The organism is Pseudomonas multiresinivorans (genome assembly GCF_012971725.1).
GTDB lineage: Bacteria > Pseudomonadota > Gammaproteobacteria > Pseudomonadales > Pseudomonadaceae > Pseudomonas > Pseudomonas multiresinivorans.
Genome location: NZ_CP048833.1, coordinates 6,070,553 through 6,089,893 on the forward strand (window position 1 = coordinate 6,070,553; position 19,341 = coordinate 6,089,893).

Sequence of the window (19,341 nt, forward strand, 5' to 3'; positions counted from 1 at the left end):
GTCTACCGACAGACAGGAACTTCACTGCCGCTTTAAGCGAGGGAAATGCCTGTCAGGGCAGGCGAACAGCGCGGGAGCGGCGGGCGCCGCTGGGAGGGAGGGAAAAGACTCAGGCCAGGCGAAAACCGCCAGAACCGGACGAAGTCCGGCCCCGGCGGAAACACGACGCTTGCTTAGCTGTCGCCGCGAACGCTGCGAATCATCAGCTCGACGCGGCGGTTAGGCGCGTTGCAGGCAATGCGCTTGCTGCGCGAACCACTGTTGCACTGCACCACAGGCTCGCTGCTGCCGCGCCCGCTGGCCTGCACCAGGTCGCTCTGGACACCCAGTTCGAGCAGTACACGACGCACACTCTCGGCACGCTGCAGCGACAGACGCTGGTTGGCCTGCGCATTGCCGATGGGATCGGCGTGCCCCACCACCTCGATACTCTCGATGGCGCCGGTCTGGGTACCGATCTGCTGGGCAACCTTGCGCAGCTCCGCATGGCCCTGGGCCGTGAGGTCGTTGTAGGAGCCCTTGCCGAACTTGAACAGCACATCGCCACGCAGGCTCAGCTTGGTCGCCGTCGCACAGGCCACGGTGGCGCTGGCACGGTTGAGCACGTGGGTCTGCTGACGCAGCCCCTGCAGTTCCTGCTCGGCGGCAACGCGAGTGAGCGCCGCAGGGACTTTCGCGGTGCCTTCGGCCGGCGTCTTGAGGAAGTAGCTCTTGCCGCCGACGAAATCGGCATAGGTGCTCGGGTTGCGCTTGCCAGCATATTGCGGCGCGTCGCCCACGTAGGTTTCCAGCGAGTGGCGGCCGGGAGCCAGGCAGAACACGGTGTAGCCACCGGGCATCAGCGCGCTCTGCAACTCGCCGTCGACGTACACATGGTTGGCCTCGCGGCCTTCGCCGAGGGCGCGATAGAGCACTACCTGGGCCTGCTCCGGAACCACACTGCCTACCGGGCTGTAGGTATTGCCGTAGATGGAATCGTTCTGCGCCAGGGCATCCGTAGCGAAGCCGAGGGCGACAACCAGGACGCTCAGGCCGGCGATATTGCGCAGCGGCCTGGAAAGGGAATTGACCATTGAAAATCTCCGATACCCGTCGCTTTCGCGACGGGATATTCAATTGAAACGGGTGGGAGTGCCGGAGTGCGGAAGCTTCCGCACTCCGGCCGGGCCTTAGCCGACGAGGTGGACCTGCACCTTGTCCTCGATCAGCAATTCAGCGGAGCCGTAGCTGTAGACCTTGTAGCTATGGCCATCGCTGCTGGCGGTGGACTCGGTCCAGGTGATACCGGTCTTGGTCAGGTCGACACTGCCGTTCTGCCCATCGATCACCATCTGCTTCTTGCCATCCTTGAACACCATGTCGGTCTCGCCCATGCGCAGGACGTCATCCAGCTTCACCGTCATCGAGTTGCCACCGCTGCCCAGGTCGAACTTCTCGAAGTTCATGACCCTGGCCTGCATGGCGCCCAGGTTGAGGTTCAGGCCGCTGCCGTCCAGCACCAGGGTGTCGGTACCAGTGCCGCCATCCACCGCGCGGAAGTCCAGGGAGACGACGTGGATCGTGTCGTTACCGGAACCGCCGTTGGCGAAGTCGCCTTTGCCGATGTTCAGGATGGTGTCGTTGCCGGCACCGCCCAGGATCAGGTTGTGGTCGACTGCCTGGCCGTCGAGGCCCTTGCCATCGGCGATGATCACGTCGTCCCCGGTGGTGTACATCTTGGTGAAGTCGGCCTTCGAGTAGTAGATGTACGCCGCGCCGGAAGTGTTGCCACCATGAGTCTTGTCGACGCTGCCATCCGGGTTGGTCCCGAAGGCATTGCTGGTCGGAGCGCTACCGGCGATGTCGATGATGCCGTCGCCGTTCCAGTCACCCATGGCCACGGACTGCCCCAGGTGTTCGCCGGCCGTCTGGCCGTAAAGGACATAGCCCTTGCTCGGGTCACTGATCAGATCAGTGATCGAGATCGCCGGAACGCCGTTGGTGAAGTTCTCCTCACGGCCGTAGATGACGTAGATCGCCCCGCACTCGCTCTTGCCGTTGGCAGTCACCTTCGGCGCACCGATGATGAAGTCGGCGATACCGTCACCGTTGACATCTCCGCCACCGATAATGCCGGCGCCGAACCACTCGTTGGCATCGACCCACTTGGACGTCGTGGACTTGTCATTGAGGATGGTGAAGCCATCGGCGCTGGTCAGTGCGCGGGTACCGGCCGGAACAGCACCGGTAGCCGAGTTGGCCAGACCGATCGGCTGGGTAACGTCGAGGCCACCCTTCTTGCCGTAGATGACCACGGTACGGTCGATACCCGCGTTCGGCATGCCGAACGCGAAGTCGTCCACGCCATCGCCGTTGATGTCGCCCAGGCGGGCAACCGGGTGGTAGCCATACCAACGATCCACCAGCATGTTGTTGTCGGCGGTGACGAAGCGCACGCCGTCAATGCCATCGCGGAATTTCGCCAGGTCCATCGTGGTATCGAAGCCACCCGCCTTGCCATAGACCAGGTAGCTGGTGGTGCCATCGTTACCCTCGAAGAACATGTCCTCGATGCCATCGCCGTTGATATCGCCGACGGTGCCCATGTACAGGCCCATCGCCGGCTTGTCGCCAGCTGCCAGGGCGAATGTGGTAGTGCGTACGTCCGAAGTGACTGTCTCCTTGGCCAGGTCCGTGGTGGGTACGAAGGTGTCGGGGTATTTGTTATCGGTCCCGACGTACTTCATGTAGATGTTCTGCCACGGCTTGCCGTCGGCCAGGGTGGCGCCACCGTAGATGACCTGAACCGAGCCCTGCTTCCAGCCCGCGGAGCCGTTGGTGTAGCCGCCCCAGTTGCTGAAGATCAGGTCGGTGTAGCCATCACCATCGATGTCGCCGCCTGCCGAACCGAAGAACATCCAGGAGTCGGCGCCGTGACCGGTGACCGGGTTGCGGGTCGAGATCATGAAGCCGTGGCTGTTGTCCCCGTCGTTGATCGACTTGAGGTCCAGTGTGCCATTGGTGTAGCTGCCGTTGGGGCCACCGAAGAGCACATACATGCTGTCCTGGTAGTGGCTGCCCACCGCGATGTCGGCGTAACCGTCACCGTTGAAGTCAGCCAGCGCCGAAGCCACCATGCCTTCCTGCGTGAAGCGGCTGTCGGTGTTGGTGATGATCAGCCCCTGATCCGGACGCAGCGCGCCGAGGTTCCCCAGGTTCGGCAGACCGCCGGCCGCACCGTAGATCAGGTAGGACCTGCCGAGGTCATTGCCGGCATTGGGCGCAGTGACGAAGAAGTCATCGATGCCGTCGCCGTTGAAGTCGCCGACGTTGGTGATCAGCCAGCCAGCGTTGTCGCCCGGCTTCTCGCCGACCAGCGAACTGCGCATGTTGCTGTTGATCACCAGGTCATCGGTGCCGCCATGGGCGCCGATCAGCTTGCCGGCGTCCGGCGTCTGCACGTTGCCCGCTTCATCGACCACCACGGCCTTGAGCTTGTAGGTGCCGTCCTTGAGGCTCGGCAGGTCCACTGTCCAGGTGCCGTCGGCGTTGACCTTGACGCCACTGACGAAGACGGTGTCGCCCGCCCCCAGCTTGCCATCGTTGTTCTTGTCATCGAACAGGGTCACGGTGAGCTTGTCGAAGGCATCGCTGCCCGCAGTCACCTTGCCGTTGATGGTCGGCGTGGAGTCGCCGGTGATGTTGTCGTCGTTATAGTCGCCCCAGTCGCTGGACGGATCCAGGTCGATCGTCGTGGTGTTGCTCGGCCCGGAGATATCGATGATCACCTGCTGGGTCGTGACAGCGCCGGCGATGCCGGTCTGGCTGACCACGCGGGCCTCGAAGAGGTAGGTACCGGAAGCCAGGGTCACCGCGGTGTTGTCGTAGGACCAGTGCAGACGATCGCTGTTCAGCGTTGCGTCTTTCCAGGTGAGACCGCCATCCGCAGAGAACTGCACCTTCTCGCCAGCCGAGAGCGCCGTGTCGACCTTGCCACTGATCGCCAGGGTCTGATCCCGGGTGATGAAGTCGTGGTCGGAAATGCCGGTGTCATCGGTGATCCCGGTGATGGTGGCGAGGTTGCTCGGCGTCGACGCGTCCAGCGTGATGCTGTACTTCGCACTCGGATCGGTGGCGTTGCCGGCCGGGTCGGACTCCACGGCGGTCAGGTCGTTCAGGCCAGAGACCAGTGCAGCCGTAGGCTGCATCGACCACTTGCCGTTGGCGTCGACAATCGCGGTGCCGACCTGATGGTTGCCGGTGCTGTCCTTGGCGAACACGGTGATGGTGTCGCCAGCCGTACCGGTACCGCTGATCACCGGACGCGAATCGTCAGTGAGACCACCGTTGCCGATGTTGCCGGTGACATCACCGACGTTGTCCAGCACACCGGTGATGGCCAGCTTGCTGGCATCCGGCGGGGTGTAGTCGGTGGTGATGGTGAACACGTCGGACTTCGGACTGGTGTTGCCGGCCTTGTCGGTCGCATCGGTGGTGAAGTTGTGCTCACCCTCGCTGATACCGGTGGTCGGCGTGTAGCTCCACTTGCCGTCTGCGCCTGCGATCACGCTGCCCAGCACTGCACCGTTGTCATAGATGACAACTTTCGAGCCAGCCTCGGCCTCGCCCGTCAGGGTCGGCGTCGGGTCGTCGGTGACGCCATGGTTGGCGATCGGGCCCTGGATGGCGCCCACGTCATCGATTACCTCACCGATGGTCGGCTTGGCCGGCGGCGTGATGTCGATGCTGAACTTGAACAGCGACGAATCGCTGGTGTTGCCCGCCAGGTCCTTAGACTCGGCCTTGATGCTGTGCGGCCCCTCGGCAAGAGCAGTGCTCGGCTTGAAGGTCCAGGTACCATCGGTCTTCACCGTGGTGGTGCCCAGCGCAACGCTGCCATCGAAGACCGTGATGGTCGCGCCGGCCTTGCCCTTGCCCTGGATTTCCGGACGGGTGTCGTCGGTCACGCCATTGGCGGCGATGTCGCCGGTGATGCTGCCCACCGCGTCGATCACGTGGGTGATGCTCACGTCGACCGTGCTGGTGTCCACCACCACGTTCAGCGGAGCGCTCTGGCCACTGCCGTTACCGGCCTTGTCCACCACTTCCGTGGTGAAGGCGTGGCTACCCTCGGAAAGGTCGCTGCCCGGCGTAAAGCTCCACTTGCCGTCGGTGCCCACATCGGCTTCGCCGATCTTGCTGCCGTTGTCGTAGATGATGACCTTGCCGCCGGCTTCCGCGCCGCCACTGAAGGTCGGACGGCTGTCGTCGGTGGTGTCGCCTGCGTGCAGCGGACCAGTCTGCGCGCCAACATCGTCCATGACCTCGAGGTCGGTGACGTTGCCCGGCTTGCTGGTGTCGGTGCTGAAGTTCCAGATACCGGTCGGCTCGCTGACCTGGCCCACGGTATTGGTGGCGGTGGCGGTGACGTTGTGCAGACCGTCAGCCAGTACGTTGGTGGTGATTTCCCAATGACCCGAGGCATCGGCCTTGCCGCTGCCGATCAGGGTGCTGCCGTCGTACAGCTTGATGACGCTGCCGGCATCCGCGGTGCCCTTGAAGGTCGGCTGGCTGTCATCGGTCACGTCGCCCTTCTGCAGGAAGCCGGTGTACGGCCCTACATCGTCGAAGACGCTTTCGATCGTCGGAACGGACGGGCTGCCCGTCTGGACGTCGATGCTGTACTTAGCGCTCGGACTGGTGGCGTTGCCGGCCGGGTCGGATTCCACGGCGGTCAGGTCGTTCAGGCCCGAGACCAGTGCAGCCGTAGGCTGCAGAGTCCACTTGCCGTTGGCGTCGACAATCGCGGTGCCGATCTGATGGTTGCCGGTGCTGTCCTTGGCGAACACGGTGATGGTGTCGCCAGCCGTACCGGTACCGCTGATCACCGGACGCGAGTCGTCGGTAACGCCGCCGCTGGTGATGTTGCCAGTGATCTCACCCACGCTGTCCAGCACGCCGGTGATGGCCAGCTTGCTGGCATCCGGCGGGGTGTAGTCGGTGGTGATGGTGAACACGTCGGACTTCGGACTGGTGTTGCCGGCCTTGTCGGTCGCATCGGTGGTGAAGTTGTGTTCGCCTTCGCTGATACCGGTGGTCGGCGTGTAGCTCCACTTGCCGTCTGCGCCTGCGATCACGCTGCCCAGCACTGCACCGTTGTCATAGATGACAACTTTCGAGCCAGCCTCGGCCTCGCCCGTCAGGGTCGGGGTCGGGTCGTCGGTGACGCCATGGTTGGCGATCGGGCCCTGGATGGCGCCCACGTCATCGATTACCTCACCGATGGTCGGCTTGGCCGGCGGCGTGATGTCGATGCTGAACTTGAACAGCGACGAATCGCTGGTGTTGCCCGCCAGGTCCTTAGACTCGGCCTTGATGCTGTGCGGCCCCTCGGCAAGAGCAGTGCTCGGCTTGAAGGTCCAGGTACCATCGGTCTTCACCGTGGTGGTGCCCAGCGCAACGCTGCCATCGAAGACCGTGATGGTCGCGCCGGCCTTGCCCTTGCCCTGGATTTCCGGACGGGTGTCGTCGGTCACGCCATTGGCGGCGATGTCGCCGGTGATGCTGCCCACCGCGTCGATCACGTGGGTGATGCTCACGTCGACCGTGCTGGTGTCCACCACCACGTTCAGCGGAGCGCTCTGGCCACTGCCGTTACCGGCCTTGTCCACCACTTCCGTGGTGAAGGCGTGGCTACCCTCGGAAAGGTCGCTGCCCGGCGTAAAGCTCCACTTGCCGTCGGTGCCCACATCGGCTTCGCCGATCTTGCTGCCGTTGTCGTAGATGATGACCTTGCCGCCGGCTTCCGCGCCGCCACTGAAGGTCGGACGGCTGTCGTCGGTGGTGTCGCCTGCGTGCAGCGGACCAGTCTGCGCGCCAACATCGTCCATGACCTCGAGGTCGGTGACGTTGCCCGGCTTGCTGGTGTCGGTGCTGAAGTTCCAGATACCGGTCGGCTCGCTGACCTGGCCCACGGTATTGGTGGCGGTGGCGGTGACGTTGTGCAGACCGTCAGCCAGTACGTTGGTGGTGATTTCCCAATGACCCGAGGCATCGGCCTTGCCGCTGCCGATCAGGGTGCTGCCGTCGTACAGCTTGATGACGCTGCCGGCATCCGCGGTGCCCTTGAAGGTCGGCTGGCTGTCATCGGTCACGTCGCCCTTCTGCAGGAAGCCGGTGTACGGCCCTACATCGTCGAAGACGCTTTCGATCGTCGGAACGGACGGGCTGCCCGTCTGGACGTCGATGCTGTACTTAGCGCTCGGACTGGTGGCGTTGCCGGCCGGGTCGGATTCCACGGCGGTCAGGTCGTTCAGGCCCGAGACCAGTGCAGCCGTAGGCTGCAGAGTCCACTTGCCGTTGGCGTCGACAATCGCGGTGCCGATCTGATGGTTGCCGGTGCTGTCCTTGGCGAACACGGTGATGGTGTCGCCAGCCGTACCGGTACCGCTGATCACCGGACGCGAGTCGTCGGTAACGCCGCCGCTGGTGATGTTGCCAGTGATCTCACCCACGCTGTCCAGCACGCCGGTGATGGCCAGCTTGCTGGCATCCGGCGGGGTGTAGTCGGTGGTGATGGTGAACACGTCGGACTTCGGACTGGTGTTGCCGGCCTTGTCGGTCGCATCGGTGGTGAAGTTGTGTTCGCCTTCGCTGATACCGGTGGTCGGCGTGTAGCTCCACTTGCCGTCTGCGCCTGCGATCACGCTGCCCAGCACTGCACCGTTGTCATAGATGACAACTTTCGAGCCAGCCTCGGCCTCGCCCGTCAGGGTCGGGGTCGGGTCGTCGGTGACGCCATGGTTGGCGATCGGGCCCTGGATGGCGCCCACGTCATCGATTACCTCACCGATGGTCGGCTTGGCCGGCGGCGTGATGTCGACGCTGAACTTGAACAGCGACGAATCGCTGGTGTTGCCCGCCAGGTCCTTAGACTCGGCCTTGATGCTGTGCGGCCCCTCGGCAAGAGCAGTGCTCGGCTTGAAGGTCCAGGTACCATCGGTCTTCACCGTGGTGGTGCCCAGCGCAACGCTGCCATCGAAGACCGTGATGGTCGCGCCGGCCTTGCCCTTGCCCTGGATTTCCGGACGGGTGTCGTCGGTCACGCCATTGGCGGCGATGTCGCCGGTGATGCTGCCCACCGCGTCGATCACGTGGGTGATGCTCACGTCGACCGTGCTGGTGTCCACCACCACGTTCAGCGGAGCGCTCTGGCCACTGCCGTTACCGGCCTTGTCCACCACTTCCGTGGTGAAGGCGTGGCTACCCTCGGAAAGGTCGCTGCCCGGCGTAAAGCTCCACTTGCCGTCGGTGCCCACATCGGCTTCGCCGATCTTGCTGCCGTTGTCGTAGATGATGACCTTGCCGCCGGCTTCCGCGCCGCCACTGAAGGTCGGACGGCTGTCGTCGGTGGTGTCGCCTGCGTGCAGCGGACCAGTCTGCGCGCCAACATCGTCCATGACCACAAGGTCGGTGACGTTGCCCGGCTTGCTGGTGTCGGTGCTGAAGTTCCAGATACCGGTCGGCTCGCTGACCTGGCCCACGGTATTGGTGGCAGTGGCGGTGACGTTGTGCAGACCGTCAGCCAGTACGTTGGTGGTGATTTCCCAATGACCCGAGGCATCGGCCTTGCCGCTACCGATCAGGGTGCTGCCGTCGTACAGCTTGATGGTGCTGCCCGCATCTGCGGTGCCCTTGAAGGTCGGCTGGGTATCGTCGGTCACGTCGCCTTTCTGCAGGAAGCCGGTATACGGCCCTACATCGTCGAAGACGCTTTCGATCGTCGGAACGGACGGGCTGCCTGTATCCAGGGTGAAGCTGTACTTCGCGCTGGGATCGGTGGCATTGCCCGCAGGGTCGCTCTCCACGGCGGTCAGGTCGTTCAGGCCAGAGACCAGCTTGGAATCCGGCTGCAGCGACCAGGTACCATCTGCCTTGACGGTGGTGGTGCCGATCGGATGGTTGCCAGTCGAGTCCTTGGCAAACACGGTGATGGTGTCGCCGGCGGTACCGGTACCGCTGATCACCGGGCGGGTGTCATCGGTGCTGCCACCGTCGACGATGTTGCCGGTGAGCGGCCCCACCTGGTCCATTACACCGGTAATGGCCAGCTTGGAGTAATCCGGCGGGGTGGTATCGATGCCCACGGAGATGACCGTCGGGTTGCTGGGGTTGCCGGCCTCGTCAGTGGCGATGACGATGATCTCGTTGTCACCCTCGGGCAACGGCTTGGTCGGAGTGATCTTCCAGTCGCCATTATCGTCGGCAACGACGGTGATGGTCTCGCCCGTCGGGAAGGTCACAGTGACCTCCGCGCCCCGTTCGGTCTTGCCATCGATGGTCGGCAGCGGGTCGTTGGTGATGCCATCGCCCTTGATGCCGGTGTCGGAATCCGGGTCCAGCCAGGCCTTCGGTGCATCGGGGCCGGTGGTGTCGACATTGACCACGAACGGGTCCGACATCGGGCTGGTGTTGCCGGCGACATCGGTCACGCTGAGGGTAATGCTGTGCTCACCTTCGGACAGGGCCTGGTCTTCCGGTGCTTCGTAGCTCCATTTGCCATCCGGACCGACGACCACTTCGGCGACTTTCGTGCCGTTGTCGTACAGGGTGATGATCTCGCCGGCCTCGCCGTTGCCGGAGAAGGTCGGGCGGGTATCGTTGGTGCTCTCGCCGCTCTGCAGGTCGCCGACCTTCGGCTCGACGTTGTCATAGACTTCGGACAGGGTGCCATCCGGACCGAACGTCGGCTTGGGCGGAATCGAAGTATTGATGTCCACGGTGATGATCGTCGGATCGCTGGCATTGCCTGCCGGATCGGTGGCGATGATCCTGATCTCGTTGTCACCCTCACCCAGCGGCTGGGTCGGGGTCACCTTCCAGTCACCATTCTGGTCGGCAACGACGGTGATGACCTCGCCCGTCGGGAAGGTCACGGTGACTTCTGCGCCCGGCTCGGTCTTGCCATCGATGGTCGGAGTGGTGTCGCTGGTGATGCCATCACCCTTGATGCCGGTATCGGACGCATCGTCCAGCCAGACCTTGGGCGGAGTCGGCGCGGTAGTATCGATGACGACAGGGAGGATGACGACCGTCTGGTTGCCGGCCGGGTCCTGTTCGATCACCGTGATGGAAGTCGGGCCATCGATCAGCGGGTTCTGGGGAGGCGGTGCTACCCAGGTGCCATCCTCGTCGACAATGACGGTCACCGCCTCGCCGGTGGGGAAGATGACGATGATGGTGTCGCCGGGCGCGCCCGTGCCATGGATGATCGGATCGTTATCCGGCACCAGGTACTGGCCATCGTGATTGAGGCCGCCGTAGATCTCAGCGGTGGGAGCAGCGGGCGGCAGGGTATCCACGGAGAAGTCGATCACGTGGATCGGCTCGCTGGGCTTGTTGCCCGGCACTTCCTGGACGATGTCGATGCTGTGGTTGCCATCGCTAAGGTCGCTGGTGGGAACATATTCCCACTTGCCATCCGGCCCTACATTGACGGTGCCGATTTCCACGCCATTGTCGAGGACGTGAATGATCGCACCGGGGACACCGCCGCCGGAGATGGTCGGGCGGCTGTCGTCGGTCTCCTGGCCATTGACCAGATCACCGGTGATCGGGCCGACATTGTCGGTGACCTTGGTGTCGCTGACGCTCGGACTGGTCTTTGTGGAATGGTGGTGCTTTTGATCATCCCTGTGGGCAGCATAGGCCGCGCCACCAGCAGCAAGCACGCCGGCACCAGCCAGCAGCGGCCACAGCAGGAAGCCGCCGCTCTCATCGATCTCGCCATCGACCACCGGCACCGCACCAAGCGGATTGCCGCCCAGGGCAATGGGGGCCTGCTCGCCATCGGCGAGCATCAGCTGGCCGTAGAAGCCTTCGCCATCGGTACGCACATACGCGTACATCTGGCCGTTCTCGGAAACGCCATAAAGCTGCGAATCCATGCCGTCGGCGAAGAAATCCTGGATAGTGAGGTCAGGCTTGTCGCTGCCCTCGAAGAACACCTGGAGATCCTTGCCCTCGCGCTTGACGGTGACGTTTTCGGGAGCAACGTCGCTGTCATCGAGCTTGAGCAGATACCGGGTACCGATTTTCGCCTTGATCTTGCCGCCTTCCTTGAACGTAACCCGCTGGGCTGCGTTTTCGGCAACGGCGATCAAGCCAACCTTTTCAACTGACATAAAAAACCCACCTTTGGGGACACAGAACCATGAGGTGGGGAGGATAAATTTCTGCTGCGAACTTCCAGATCAGACTGATCTGATGCCCCGCGCGGATAATCTGATAAGCCTACACTTCGCCCCTTCCCGCTCGTACGAAGCGGCCCAGAGCGTCAAGCGACAAAGCAGCAGGACAGGTTCACGGGGGACGACGCAACGGCGCTGGCAGTCTGTAGGACAAGCCAGGGACGCCCGAAGCGCCGGGCGAATACGGCGGGAGAGGAAAAAATAGCAGAAACGAAAAAGCCCACCTCGCGAGGTGGGCTTTTTCAGTAGGCTTATTTTCAAGCCCGGACCACAATATTTTTGCGATCCAAATATGGTGGGTCGTGTAGGATTCGAACCTACGACCAATTGGTTAAAAGCCAACTGCTCTACCGACTGAGCTAACGACCCAAAATTTGGTCGGGGTAGGGGGATTCGAACTCCCGACATCTTGCTCCCAAAGCAAGCGCGCTACCGGACTGCGCTATACCCCGTTTGAAAGTTGGCTCCGCGACCTGGACTCGAACCAGGGACCCAATGATTAACAGTCATTTGCTCTACCGACTGAGCTATCGCGGAACGAAAAACCTTTCAATCTCTTCCACTTCGCTTCCGGCTTCACCGGAATCCCGTATCAGAGGCGCGCCATTTTACGTATATCGAAACGCCTGTCAACACTCTGATCCAAAAAGTTTTTCTTCGCTTTGCAGGGACCAGGCTGATTGCTATATCTGCTTGGAAAAACACGAGTGATCCACCGCGGGTGTAAACGGAACGATCACGCACAGGATGGCCATGAGCAGCAAGGACACCCCACCACCCTCCCCGATCGCCAGCCGGGTCATCCAGCCCCGCTTCGGCGAATTGGTCCAGGGCTGCCGCCAGTTGGCGATGAATCACATCGCCGAGCTCCTGGGCAATGTCTTCGCCCAGGTGGACGACACACTCTTCGAATGCGCGGAAAAAGCCGAGAACAATCAGGTCCAGGCGCTGTTCTTCGACGCCATGCGCGAAGTCCGTCGCGAAAGACCGAACCTTGAGCGTTTCTACCACCAGCGTATCGCCCAGGGCCTGAGCGACTTCCTCGAAGGCAAGCTGCCTACCGCCGAGCCGCTGGAAGAACTGGACATGGACCAGCTGACCCTGGTCGGTAACGACGAATATGAAGAGACGCTCCTGGTGACCAATATGGTCAACCAGGTACGCGCCCACTGTGCCCAGTTGCTGTTCGCCCTCGATCAACGCCTGGCGCTGCTCAACAACGGCAGCAAGCTGGGCGAGGACCGCAACCCCTTCGGCCCGCACGCCGTTGCCCAGGCGTTCCGCGACACCCTGGCACGCAGCGCTTTCCCTCTACGCATCAAGACCATCCTGTATGTCCTGTTCGATCAGCAGGTCATGCAGCATCTTCAGCCGCTCTATGAACAGCTGAACAAGCGGCTGGCCGACGGCGGCGTCCTGCCGAACCTCAAGTACCGCCCGCAGGGGCAGCGCTCGGCGTCTGTGCCGACGTCCCGCTCCGTGACACAGGAGAAAGACGCAGGGGCGACGAACGACAATCCATTGCCACCACAGAGCTATGCCACCGGCGACCTGCCGGAAATGCCGCCCGGAGACCGCAATGCGCTGTTCGGCGGCCTCGCCGTGCTGCTTGCCGAACGCCGCCGACGCGGAGACAAGGCCACGCTGTTCGGCAACACCCAGAGCATTGTCAGCTTCGGCCCGAGCTCCGCCACGACGACCTACAGCGCCAACGAGCTACTGGAAGCCTTGAACCGGCTGCAGCGCGAATCGGCCCAGGAACTGGCCCAGCGCCTGCGCCAGCCGCAGCCGGTCGATGCATTGAAGGCCGACCTGCAGCGCCAGCTGGAAGCCGGCAGCGCCCAGCCGAAGAACACTCGGCTGACCGACCAGGAAGCCGACGTCATCGACCTGGTGGGCATGGTCTTCGACTTCATCCTCGATGATGAAAACCTGCCTGACAGCTGCAAGACCACGCTTTCCCACCTGCACACGCCCTTCCTCAAGGTGGCGCTGCTGGACAAGCAACTGTTCACCCAGCACCACCATCCGGCTCGCAAGCTGCTCAACGCCATGGCCCAGGCCGGCGTGCTCTACGGCGGAGAGGGCGAGGAGCGCGCACTGCTGGCGAAGATGCACTGGGTGGTCGAGCGGGTGATCCAGGACTTCGTCGGCAACCTGTCGCTGTTCGACACCCTGCTGGGCGACTTCAACGAATACGTCACCAACCTGCGACAGAAGGTCGAGTTGCGCGAGCGCCGCGCCATGGAGGCCGCGCGCGGTCGCGACCGCCTCCTCGCCGCACGGGAGCAGGCGCTGGACGCCATTACCAAGGTGACCCACGAGCGCGAACTACCGGAGCTGGTGCGTAGTTTCCTCGAAATGAGCTGGTGTGATGCTCTCACCTTCATCGTCCTGCGCAGCGGAGAGCACAGCGACGAATGGAGGCGCGCCTGCGAGGTGGGCGAGCAGTTGGCCTGGAGCGTGACGCCGCTGGATGCCGACGGTCGCGATCATCTGCAAGCGATCCGCCTGGCCCTGCTGGAAGACCTGCGCAAGGGGCTGGAGGTGCTGGGCGGCTACCACGAGGACGGAATCCGCCGACTGCTGCAGGACCTGGTCGCCTGCCAGCACGCGATTCAGGCGCAGAAGCCGCAGATCGCCGCACAACTCAAGCAGGAACTGCCGGAAAGCCCGCTGGGCGCCATGCTTGGCGCAGAGGGGCACACGCTGGTCAAGGCCGATAGCGAGGCGCTCTCCGAGCGCGTGCGGGTATTGATGAAAGAGCTGAGCCAACTGGAGTTCGGCACCTGGTTCGAGTTCAGCGACACCACCCCGGCCCGCCGGCTCAAGCTTTCGTGGTTCAGCCCGACCACGCGCAACTATATGTTCGTCGACCACACCGGGCAGCGAGTGGCGGTCAAACCGATAGTGCAGTTGGCCCAGGAGATGGAAGCGGGCAAGGTCCGCCTGGTACCGACGGAACAGTCCGCCCCGCTGATGGATCGCGCCTTGAATGCGATCTACCGGGTCCTGCAACGCTTTACCTCCGGGCGCAGCCCGGCACAGACCTGAGGAAGCAGTCGATGGGAGAACGTCGCCAGCACAGCCGGCAACAGACCGGGCTGACCGTGGAAGTCTTCGACCGCCATACCGGGCGCAGCCTGGGTCGACTCGCGGACCTCTCTGCCGAAGGGTTCATGCTTTGTGGCGTGGACGTCCCGGAGGCCGATTCCGTCTGGGATTGCCAGCTCGTGCCGGCACCGCCGCTGGACGAGATCGGCGAAATCCATCTGGGCGCGGACTGCCTGTGGAGCCGAGCCGGCACCGACGGCCAATTGGGCTGGGCGGGTTTCCATATCATCGATATCGCCGAGGACCAGGCTGAACTGGTCGAGCAGTTGCTGCTAATGCTCGGTGGCGACCGCGAGCCTGGCTGACGCTCAGGACTCTTTATGTAGGAGCGAGCTTGCTCGCGAACCATCGGCCCCGCAGCGGGGGTGTTCGCGAGCAAGCTCGCTCCTACATAAAGCCCAAAGCCGCCCCGAAGGGCGGCTTTTTCGTGGGGCGGGGATCAGGAGAAGACGATCTCGTCGTTCTCGACCTTGGCGTGAATCTTCGCGCCGGGGTTGAACTTGCCGGCCAGGATCAGTTGCGCCAGCGGGTTCTCGATCCAGCGCTGGATCGCACGCTTGAGCGGCCGCGCGCCATACACCGGGTCGAAGCCGACGGCGATCAGCTTGTCCATCGCCTCATCACTCAACTCCAGGCTCAGCTCACGCTCGGCCAGGCGCTTGCGCAGGCGACCCATCTGGATCTTGGCAATTCCGGCAATCTGCTCGCGAGCCAGTGGCTCGAAGACCACCACTTCGTCGATCCGGTTGATGAATTCCGGACGGAAGTGCGCATTCACCGCATCCATGACCGCAGCATGCTGGGCCTCACGGTCGCCGACCAGCTCCTGGATCTGCGCCGAACCGAGATTCGAGGTCATCACCACCACGGTGTTGCGGAAGTCGACGGTACGGCCATGGCTGTCGGTCAGGCGGCCATCTTCCAGAACCTGCAACAGCACGTTGAAGACGTCCGGGTGAGCCTTCTCGACTTCGTCCAGCAGCACCACTGAGTATGGCTTGCGGCGCACGGCCTCGGTCAGGTAGCCACCCTCTTCATAACCTACGTAGCCCGGCGGTGCACCGATCAGGCGAGCCACGGAGTGTTTCTCCATGAACTCGGACATGTCGATGCGCACCAGTGCTTCCTCGGTGTCGAAGAGGAATTCGGCCAATGCCTTGCACAGCTCGGTCTTGCCCACCCCGGTCGGGCCGAGGAAGAGGAACGAGCCGCTCGGGCGATTCGGATCTGCCAGGCCCGCACGGGAACGGCGCACGGCGTTGGAGACGGCCACCACGGCTTCGTGCTGGCCGATGACGCGCTTGTGCAGCTCGTCTTCCATGCGCAGCAGTTTCTCGCGCTCGCCTTCGAGCATCTTGGAGACCGGAATGCCGGTCCACTTGGCGACAACCTCGGCAATTTCCTCGTCGGTCACCTTGTTGCGCAGCAGTTGCTTCTCGGTCTGGCCGTGCTGGTCGACCATCTGCAGGCTGCGCTCCAGGTCCGGAATGGTCTGGTACTGGATGCGCGCCATGGTTTCCAGGTCGCCCTTGCGCCGCGCGGTCTCCATTTCCTGCTTGGCCTGCTCGATCTTCTGCTGGATCTGCGCGGAACCCTGAACCTCGGCTTTCTCCGATTTCCAGATTTCCTCGAGATCGGCGTACTCGCGCTCGAGCTTGGCGATGTCTTCTTCGAGCTTGGCGAGGCGCTTCTTGGTGGCCTCGTCATCCTCTTTCTTCAGTGCCTCGCGCTCGATCTTCAGCTGGATCAGGCGACGGTCCAGGCGATCGAGTTCCTCCGGCTTGGAGTCGATCTCCATGCGGATGCGGCTGGCAGCCTCGTCGATCAGGTCGATGGCCTTGTCCGGCAGCTGGCGGTCGGTGATGTAGCGGTGGCTGAGCTTGGCCGCGGCGATGATCGCGCCGTCGGTGATGGTGACGCCGTGGTGCACCTCGTAGCGCTCTTTCAGGCCACGGAGGATGGCGATGGTGTCTTCCTCGCTCGGCTCATCCACCAGGACTTTCTGGAAGCGACGCTCCAGGGCGGCATCCTTCTCGATGTACTGGCGGTATTCGTCCAGGGTGGTGGCGCCGACGCAATGCAGCTCGCCACGGGCCAGGGCCGGCTTGAGCATGTTGCCGGCGTCCATGGCGCCTTCGGCTTTGCCGGCGCCGACCATGGTGTGCAGTTCGTCGATGAACAGGATGATCCGGCCTTCCTGCTTGGACAGCTCGTTGAGCACGGCTTTCAGGCGCTCCTCGAACTCACCGCGGAACTTGGCGCCGGCGATCAGAGCGCCCATGTCCAGCGCCAGCAGGCGCTTGTCCTTCAGGCCGTCGGGCACTTCGCCGTTGACGATGCGCTGGGCCAGGCCTTCGACGATGGCGGTCTTGCCGACGCCGGGCTCGCCGATCAGTACGGGGTTGTTCTTGGTCCGGCGCTGCAGGACCTGGATGGTGCGGCGGATCTCGTCGTCACGACCGATCACCGGGTCGAGCTTGCCGTCCTCGGCGCGTTTGGTCATGTCGACGGTGTACTTGTCCAGCGCCTGACGCGACTCTTCAACGTTGGGGTCGTTCACCGCCTCGCCACCGCGCAGGTTGGTCACGGCGTTTTCCAGGGCCTTCTTGGAGACGCCCTGGCTGGTCAGCAGCTTGCCGAGCCTGGTGCTGTCGTCCATGGCGGCGAGCAGCACGAGTTCGCTGGAGATGAACTGGTCGCCCTTCTGCTGGGCCAGGCGGTCGGCCTGGTTGAGCAGGCGCGCCAGGTCCTGCGACAGGTTCACGTCGCCGGTGGGGTTCTGGATCTTCGGCAGCGTATCCATCTCCTTATTAAGAGAGGAGCGCAGCGCGGGAATGTCGAAGCCGACCTGCATCAGCAGGGGCTTGATGGAGCCGCCCTGCTGATCGATCAGCGCGGACAGCAGGTGCACCGGCTCGATGGCCGGGTGGTCATGTCCAACGGCCAGGGACTGGGCATCGGAGAGTGCAAGCTGGAGCTTGCTGGTCAAACGGTCGATTCGCATGAGGGTCGTCCTTCCTTTCTAGAGCGGGCCGGAGCGATGGATGCCCCTGATCACGACTAACCCGCCGGGATGCCAGATAGATAAGGTCGATTTTGGTCGGTTCAAGCCATTTGGCCATGACACCCGTCAGATGATGCTCTCGAAATGATCGTAGGAGCGGACTCCGTCCGCGATAGGTCTGCATCACGCCTGGGACCATCGCGGACAGAGTCCGCTCCTACGAATTTGGCGTCAGGCCAGCCAGATCAGGCTGGCCAGGCGGCCGGTGCGGGAGCTGCGGCGGTAGGAATAGAAGCGCTCGGTGTCGGTGAAGGTGCAGAAATCGCCGCCGTAGACGGCGGTCACGCCTTTCGCCGCGAGGCGTATGCGCGCCAGCTCATAGATGTCCGCCATGAACTTGCCGGCATTGGCGCTGGGCAGGAAGGCGCGCTCGGCCTCGGCATGCTCGGCCAGGAAGGCTTCGCGAACCTCCGGACCGACTTCGAAGGCTTGCGGACCGATCGACGGTCCCAGCCAGACCAGCAATTGCGAAGGCTCGATACCCATGGCATCCACGGTCGCCTCCAGCACGCCACCGGCCAGCCCGCGCCAACCGGCATGGGCCGCGGCGACGCGAGTGCCTGCTCGGTCGCAGAACAAGGCAGGCAAACAGTCGGCGGTCATGATGGTGCAGGCGATGCCAGGGGTATCGCTCCAGCTGGCATCCGCGGTGGCGACGGCGGACGGATCAGCCTCGACCACCTCGATGCCATGCACCTGGCTCAGCCAGGCTGGCTGGCAGCCCAGCTCGGCAGTCAGGCGGCGGCGATTCTCGGCCACGGCCGCCGGCTCGTCACCGACATGGTCACCGAGGTTGAAGCTGTCGAAAGGCTCGGCGCTGACGCCGCCGGCACGGGTGGTCACGCAGGCGCGGACGTTCGCCGGAGCCGGCCAATCGGGCGTCAGCCAGGGGTTCATACGAAGGACTCGTTGTCCTGACGCAGCAGGCTCAGCAGCCAGGTGAAGTCGTCCGGCAGCGGCGACTCCCACTTCATGCGCACGTTGGTGGCCGGGTGGTCCAGCTCCAGGAAGCGCGCGTGCAGGGCCTGGCGCGGGAAATCGCGCAGGGATTCGATGAGAGTCGGGCTGGCACCCGGCGGAATACGGAAACGCCCGCCGTAGGTAGGGTCGCCCACCAGCGGATGGCCGATATGCGTCATATGGACGCGGATCTGGTGGGTGCGGCCGGTTTCCAGCTTCACCCGGGTGTGGGTGTGCGCGCGGAAGCGCTCCAGCACGCGGTAATGGCTGATGGCGACCTTGCCAGTCTCGATCACCGCCATCTTCTGCCGTTGTACGCCATGACGACCGATGGGCGCGTCGACGGTGCCCCCGGCGACGATGACGCCGGTAACGATGGCTTCGTAGATGCGACTGACCGAGCGCGCCTGCAGCTGCGCGACCAGGTTGGTATGGGCTTCCAGGGTCTTGGCCACCACCATCAGGCCGGTGGTGTCCTTGTCCAGGCGGTGCACGATGCCGGCGCGCGGCACGTTGGCCAGGTGCGGCACGTGGTGCAGCAGCGCGTTGAGCAGGGTGCCGTCCTGGTGGCCGGCCGCGGGGTGAACCACCAGGCCGGTCGGTTTGTCGATGACCAGGATGTGGTCGTCTTCATAGACGATGTCCAGCTCGATGTCCTGGGCGACCCATTCGCCCTGGGCCTCCAGCTCGACGTCCAGCTCCAGACGCGAGCCGGCATGGACGATGTCGCGCGGACGCAGCACGGCGCCGTCGACCTTGAGACGGCCGTCCTTGATCCAGCCAGCCAGGCGGGAGCGGGAGTGGTCGGAGAAGAGCTGGGCGGCGACCTGGTCGAGACGCTGACCACCGAGGTCGAACGGCACTTCTGCCGCGAGTTGGATCATATTGGACATGACTGGACACGAAGGGCGCGCGGCCTTTTGGTTCGGCTGCACGCTGTGGTTAAATACGGGGCCTTTGTCCCAGGGGTATCCC

At 63.6% G+C, this 19,341-nt stretch carries 7 protein-coding genes and 3 tRNA genes; 2 read left to right on the forward strand and 8 right to left on the reverse strand.

The features are described from left to right. Positions 1–173 precede the first annotated feature (173 nt). The 5 genes from G4G71_RS27705 to G4G71_RS27725 all read right to left on the reverse strand — a co-directional run bounded on the left by G4G71_RS27705 (position 174) and on the right by G4G71_RS27725 (position 11,765). Positions 174–1,073, reverse strand: a complete 900-nt coding sequence (locus tag G4G71_RS27705; RefSeq protein ID WP_169941857.1) for an OmpA family protein — start codon at positions 1,071–1,073, stop codon at positions 174–176. Positions 1,074–1,169: 96 nt separating this feature from the next. Beyond that, positions 1,170–11,162, reverse strand: coding sequence for an Ig-like domain-containing protein (locus G4G71_RS27710; RefSeq protein WP_169941859.1), 9,993 nt, complete (start codon positions 11,160–11,162; stop codon positions 1,170–1,172). 359 nt (positions 11,163–11,521) lie between these two features. After that, positions 11,522–11,597, reverse strand: a tRNA-Lys gene (locus G4G71_RS27715). A 6-nt stretch (positions 11,598–11,603) separates the two neighbouring features. Then, positions 11,604–11,680: transfer RNA gene (locus G4G71_RS27720), tRNA-Pro, on the reverse strand. Between the two features lie 9 nt (positions 11,681–11,689). Next, positions 11,690–11,765: transfer RNA gene (locus G4G71_RS27725), tRNA-Asn, on the reverse strand. A 216-nt stretch (positions 11,766–11,981) separates the two neighbouring features. On the opposite strand from G4G71_RS27725, the gene G4G71_RS27730 reads away from it, so the two are divergent. After that, a complete protein-coding gene (locus tag G4G71_RS27730) occupies positions 11,982–14,282 on the forward strand; it encodes a DUF1631 domain-containing protein (protein WP_169941861.1) in 2,301 nt (766 codons plus the stop codon). A gap of 11 nt (positions 14,283–14,293) precedes the next feature. Next, a complete protein-coding gene (locus G4G71_RS27735; protein WP_054909950.1) occupies positions 14,294–14,647 on the forward strand; it encodes a PilZ domain-containing protein in 354 nt (117 codons plus the stop codon). A gap of 134 nt (positions 14,648–14,781) precedes the next feature. Here G4G71_RS27735 and clpB read toward each other — a convergent pair whose 3' ends face one another. The 3 genes from clpB to rluD form a co-directional block, all read right to left on the reverse strand. Continuing rightward, entirely contained in the window at positions 14,782–17,346 is a 2,565-nt protein-coding gene (gene clpB, locus G4G71_RS27740) for an ATP-dependent chaperone ClpB (protein WP_169941863.1), read from the reverse strand. A 231-nt stretch (positions 17,347–17,577) separates the two neighbouring features. Continuing rightward, a complete protein-coding gene (pgeF, locus tag G4G71_RS27745) occupies positions 17,578–18,303 on the reverse strand; it encodes a peptidoglycan editing factor PgeF (protein WP_169941865.1) in 726 nt (241 codons plus the stop codon). Beyond that, positions 18,300–19,259, reverse strand: coding sequence for a 23S rRNA pseudouridine(1911/1915/1917) synthase RluD (gene rluD / locus G4G71_RS27750; RefSeq protein ID WP_169941867.1), 960 nt, complete (start codon positions 19,257–19,259; stop codon positions 18,300–18,302). The genes pgeF and rluD overlap by 4 nt, the downstream gene beginning before the upstream one ends. Positions 19,260–19,341 lie beyond the last annotated feature (82 nt).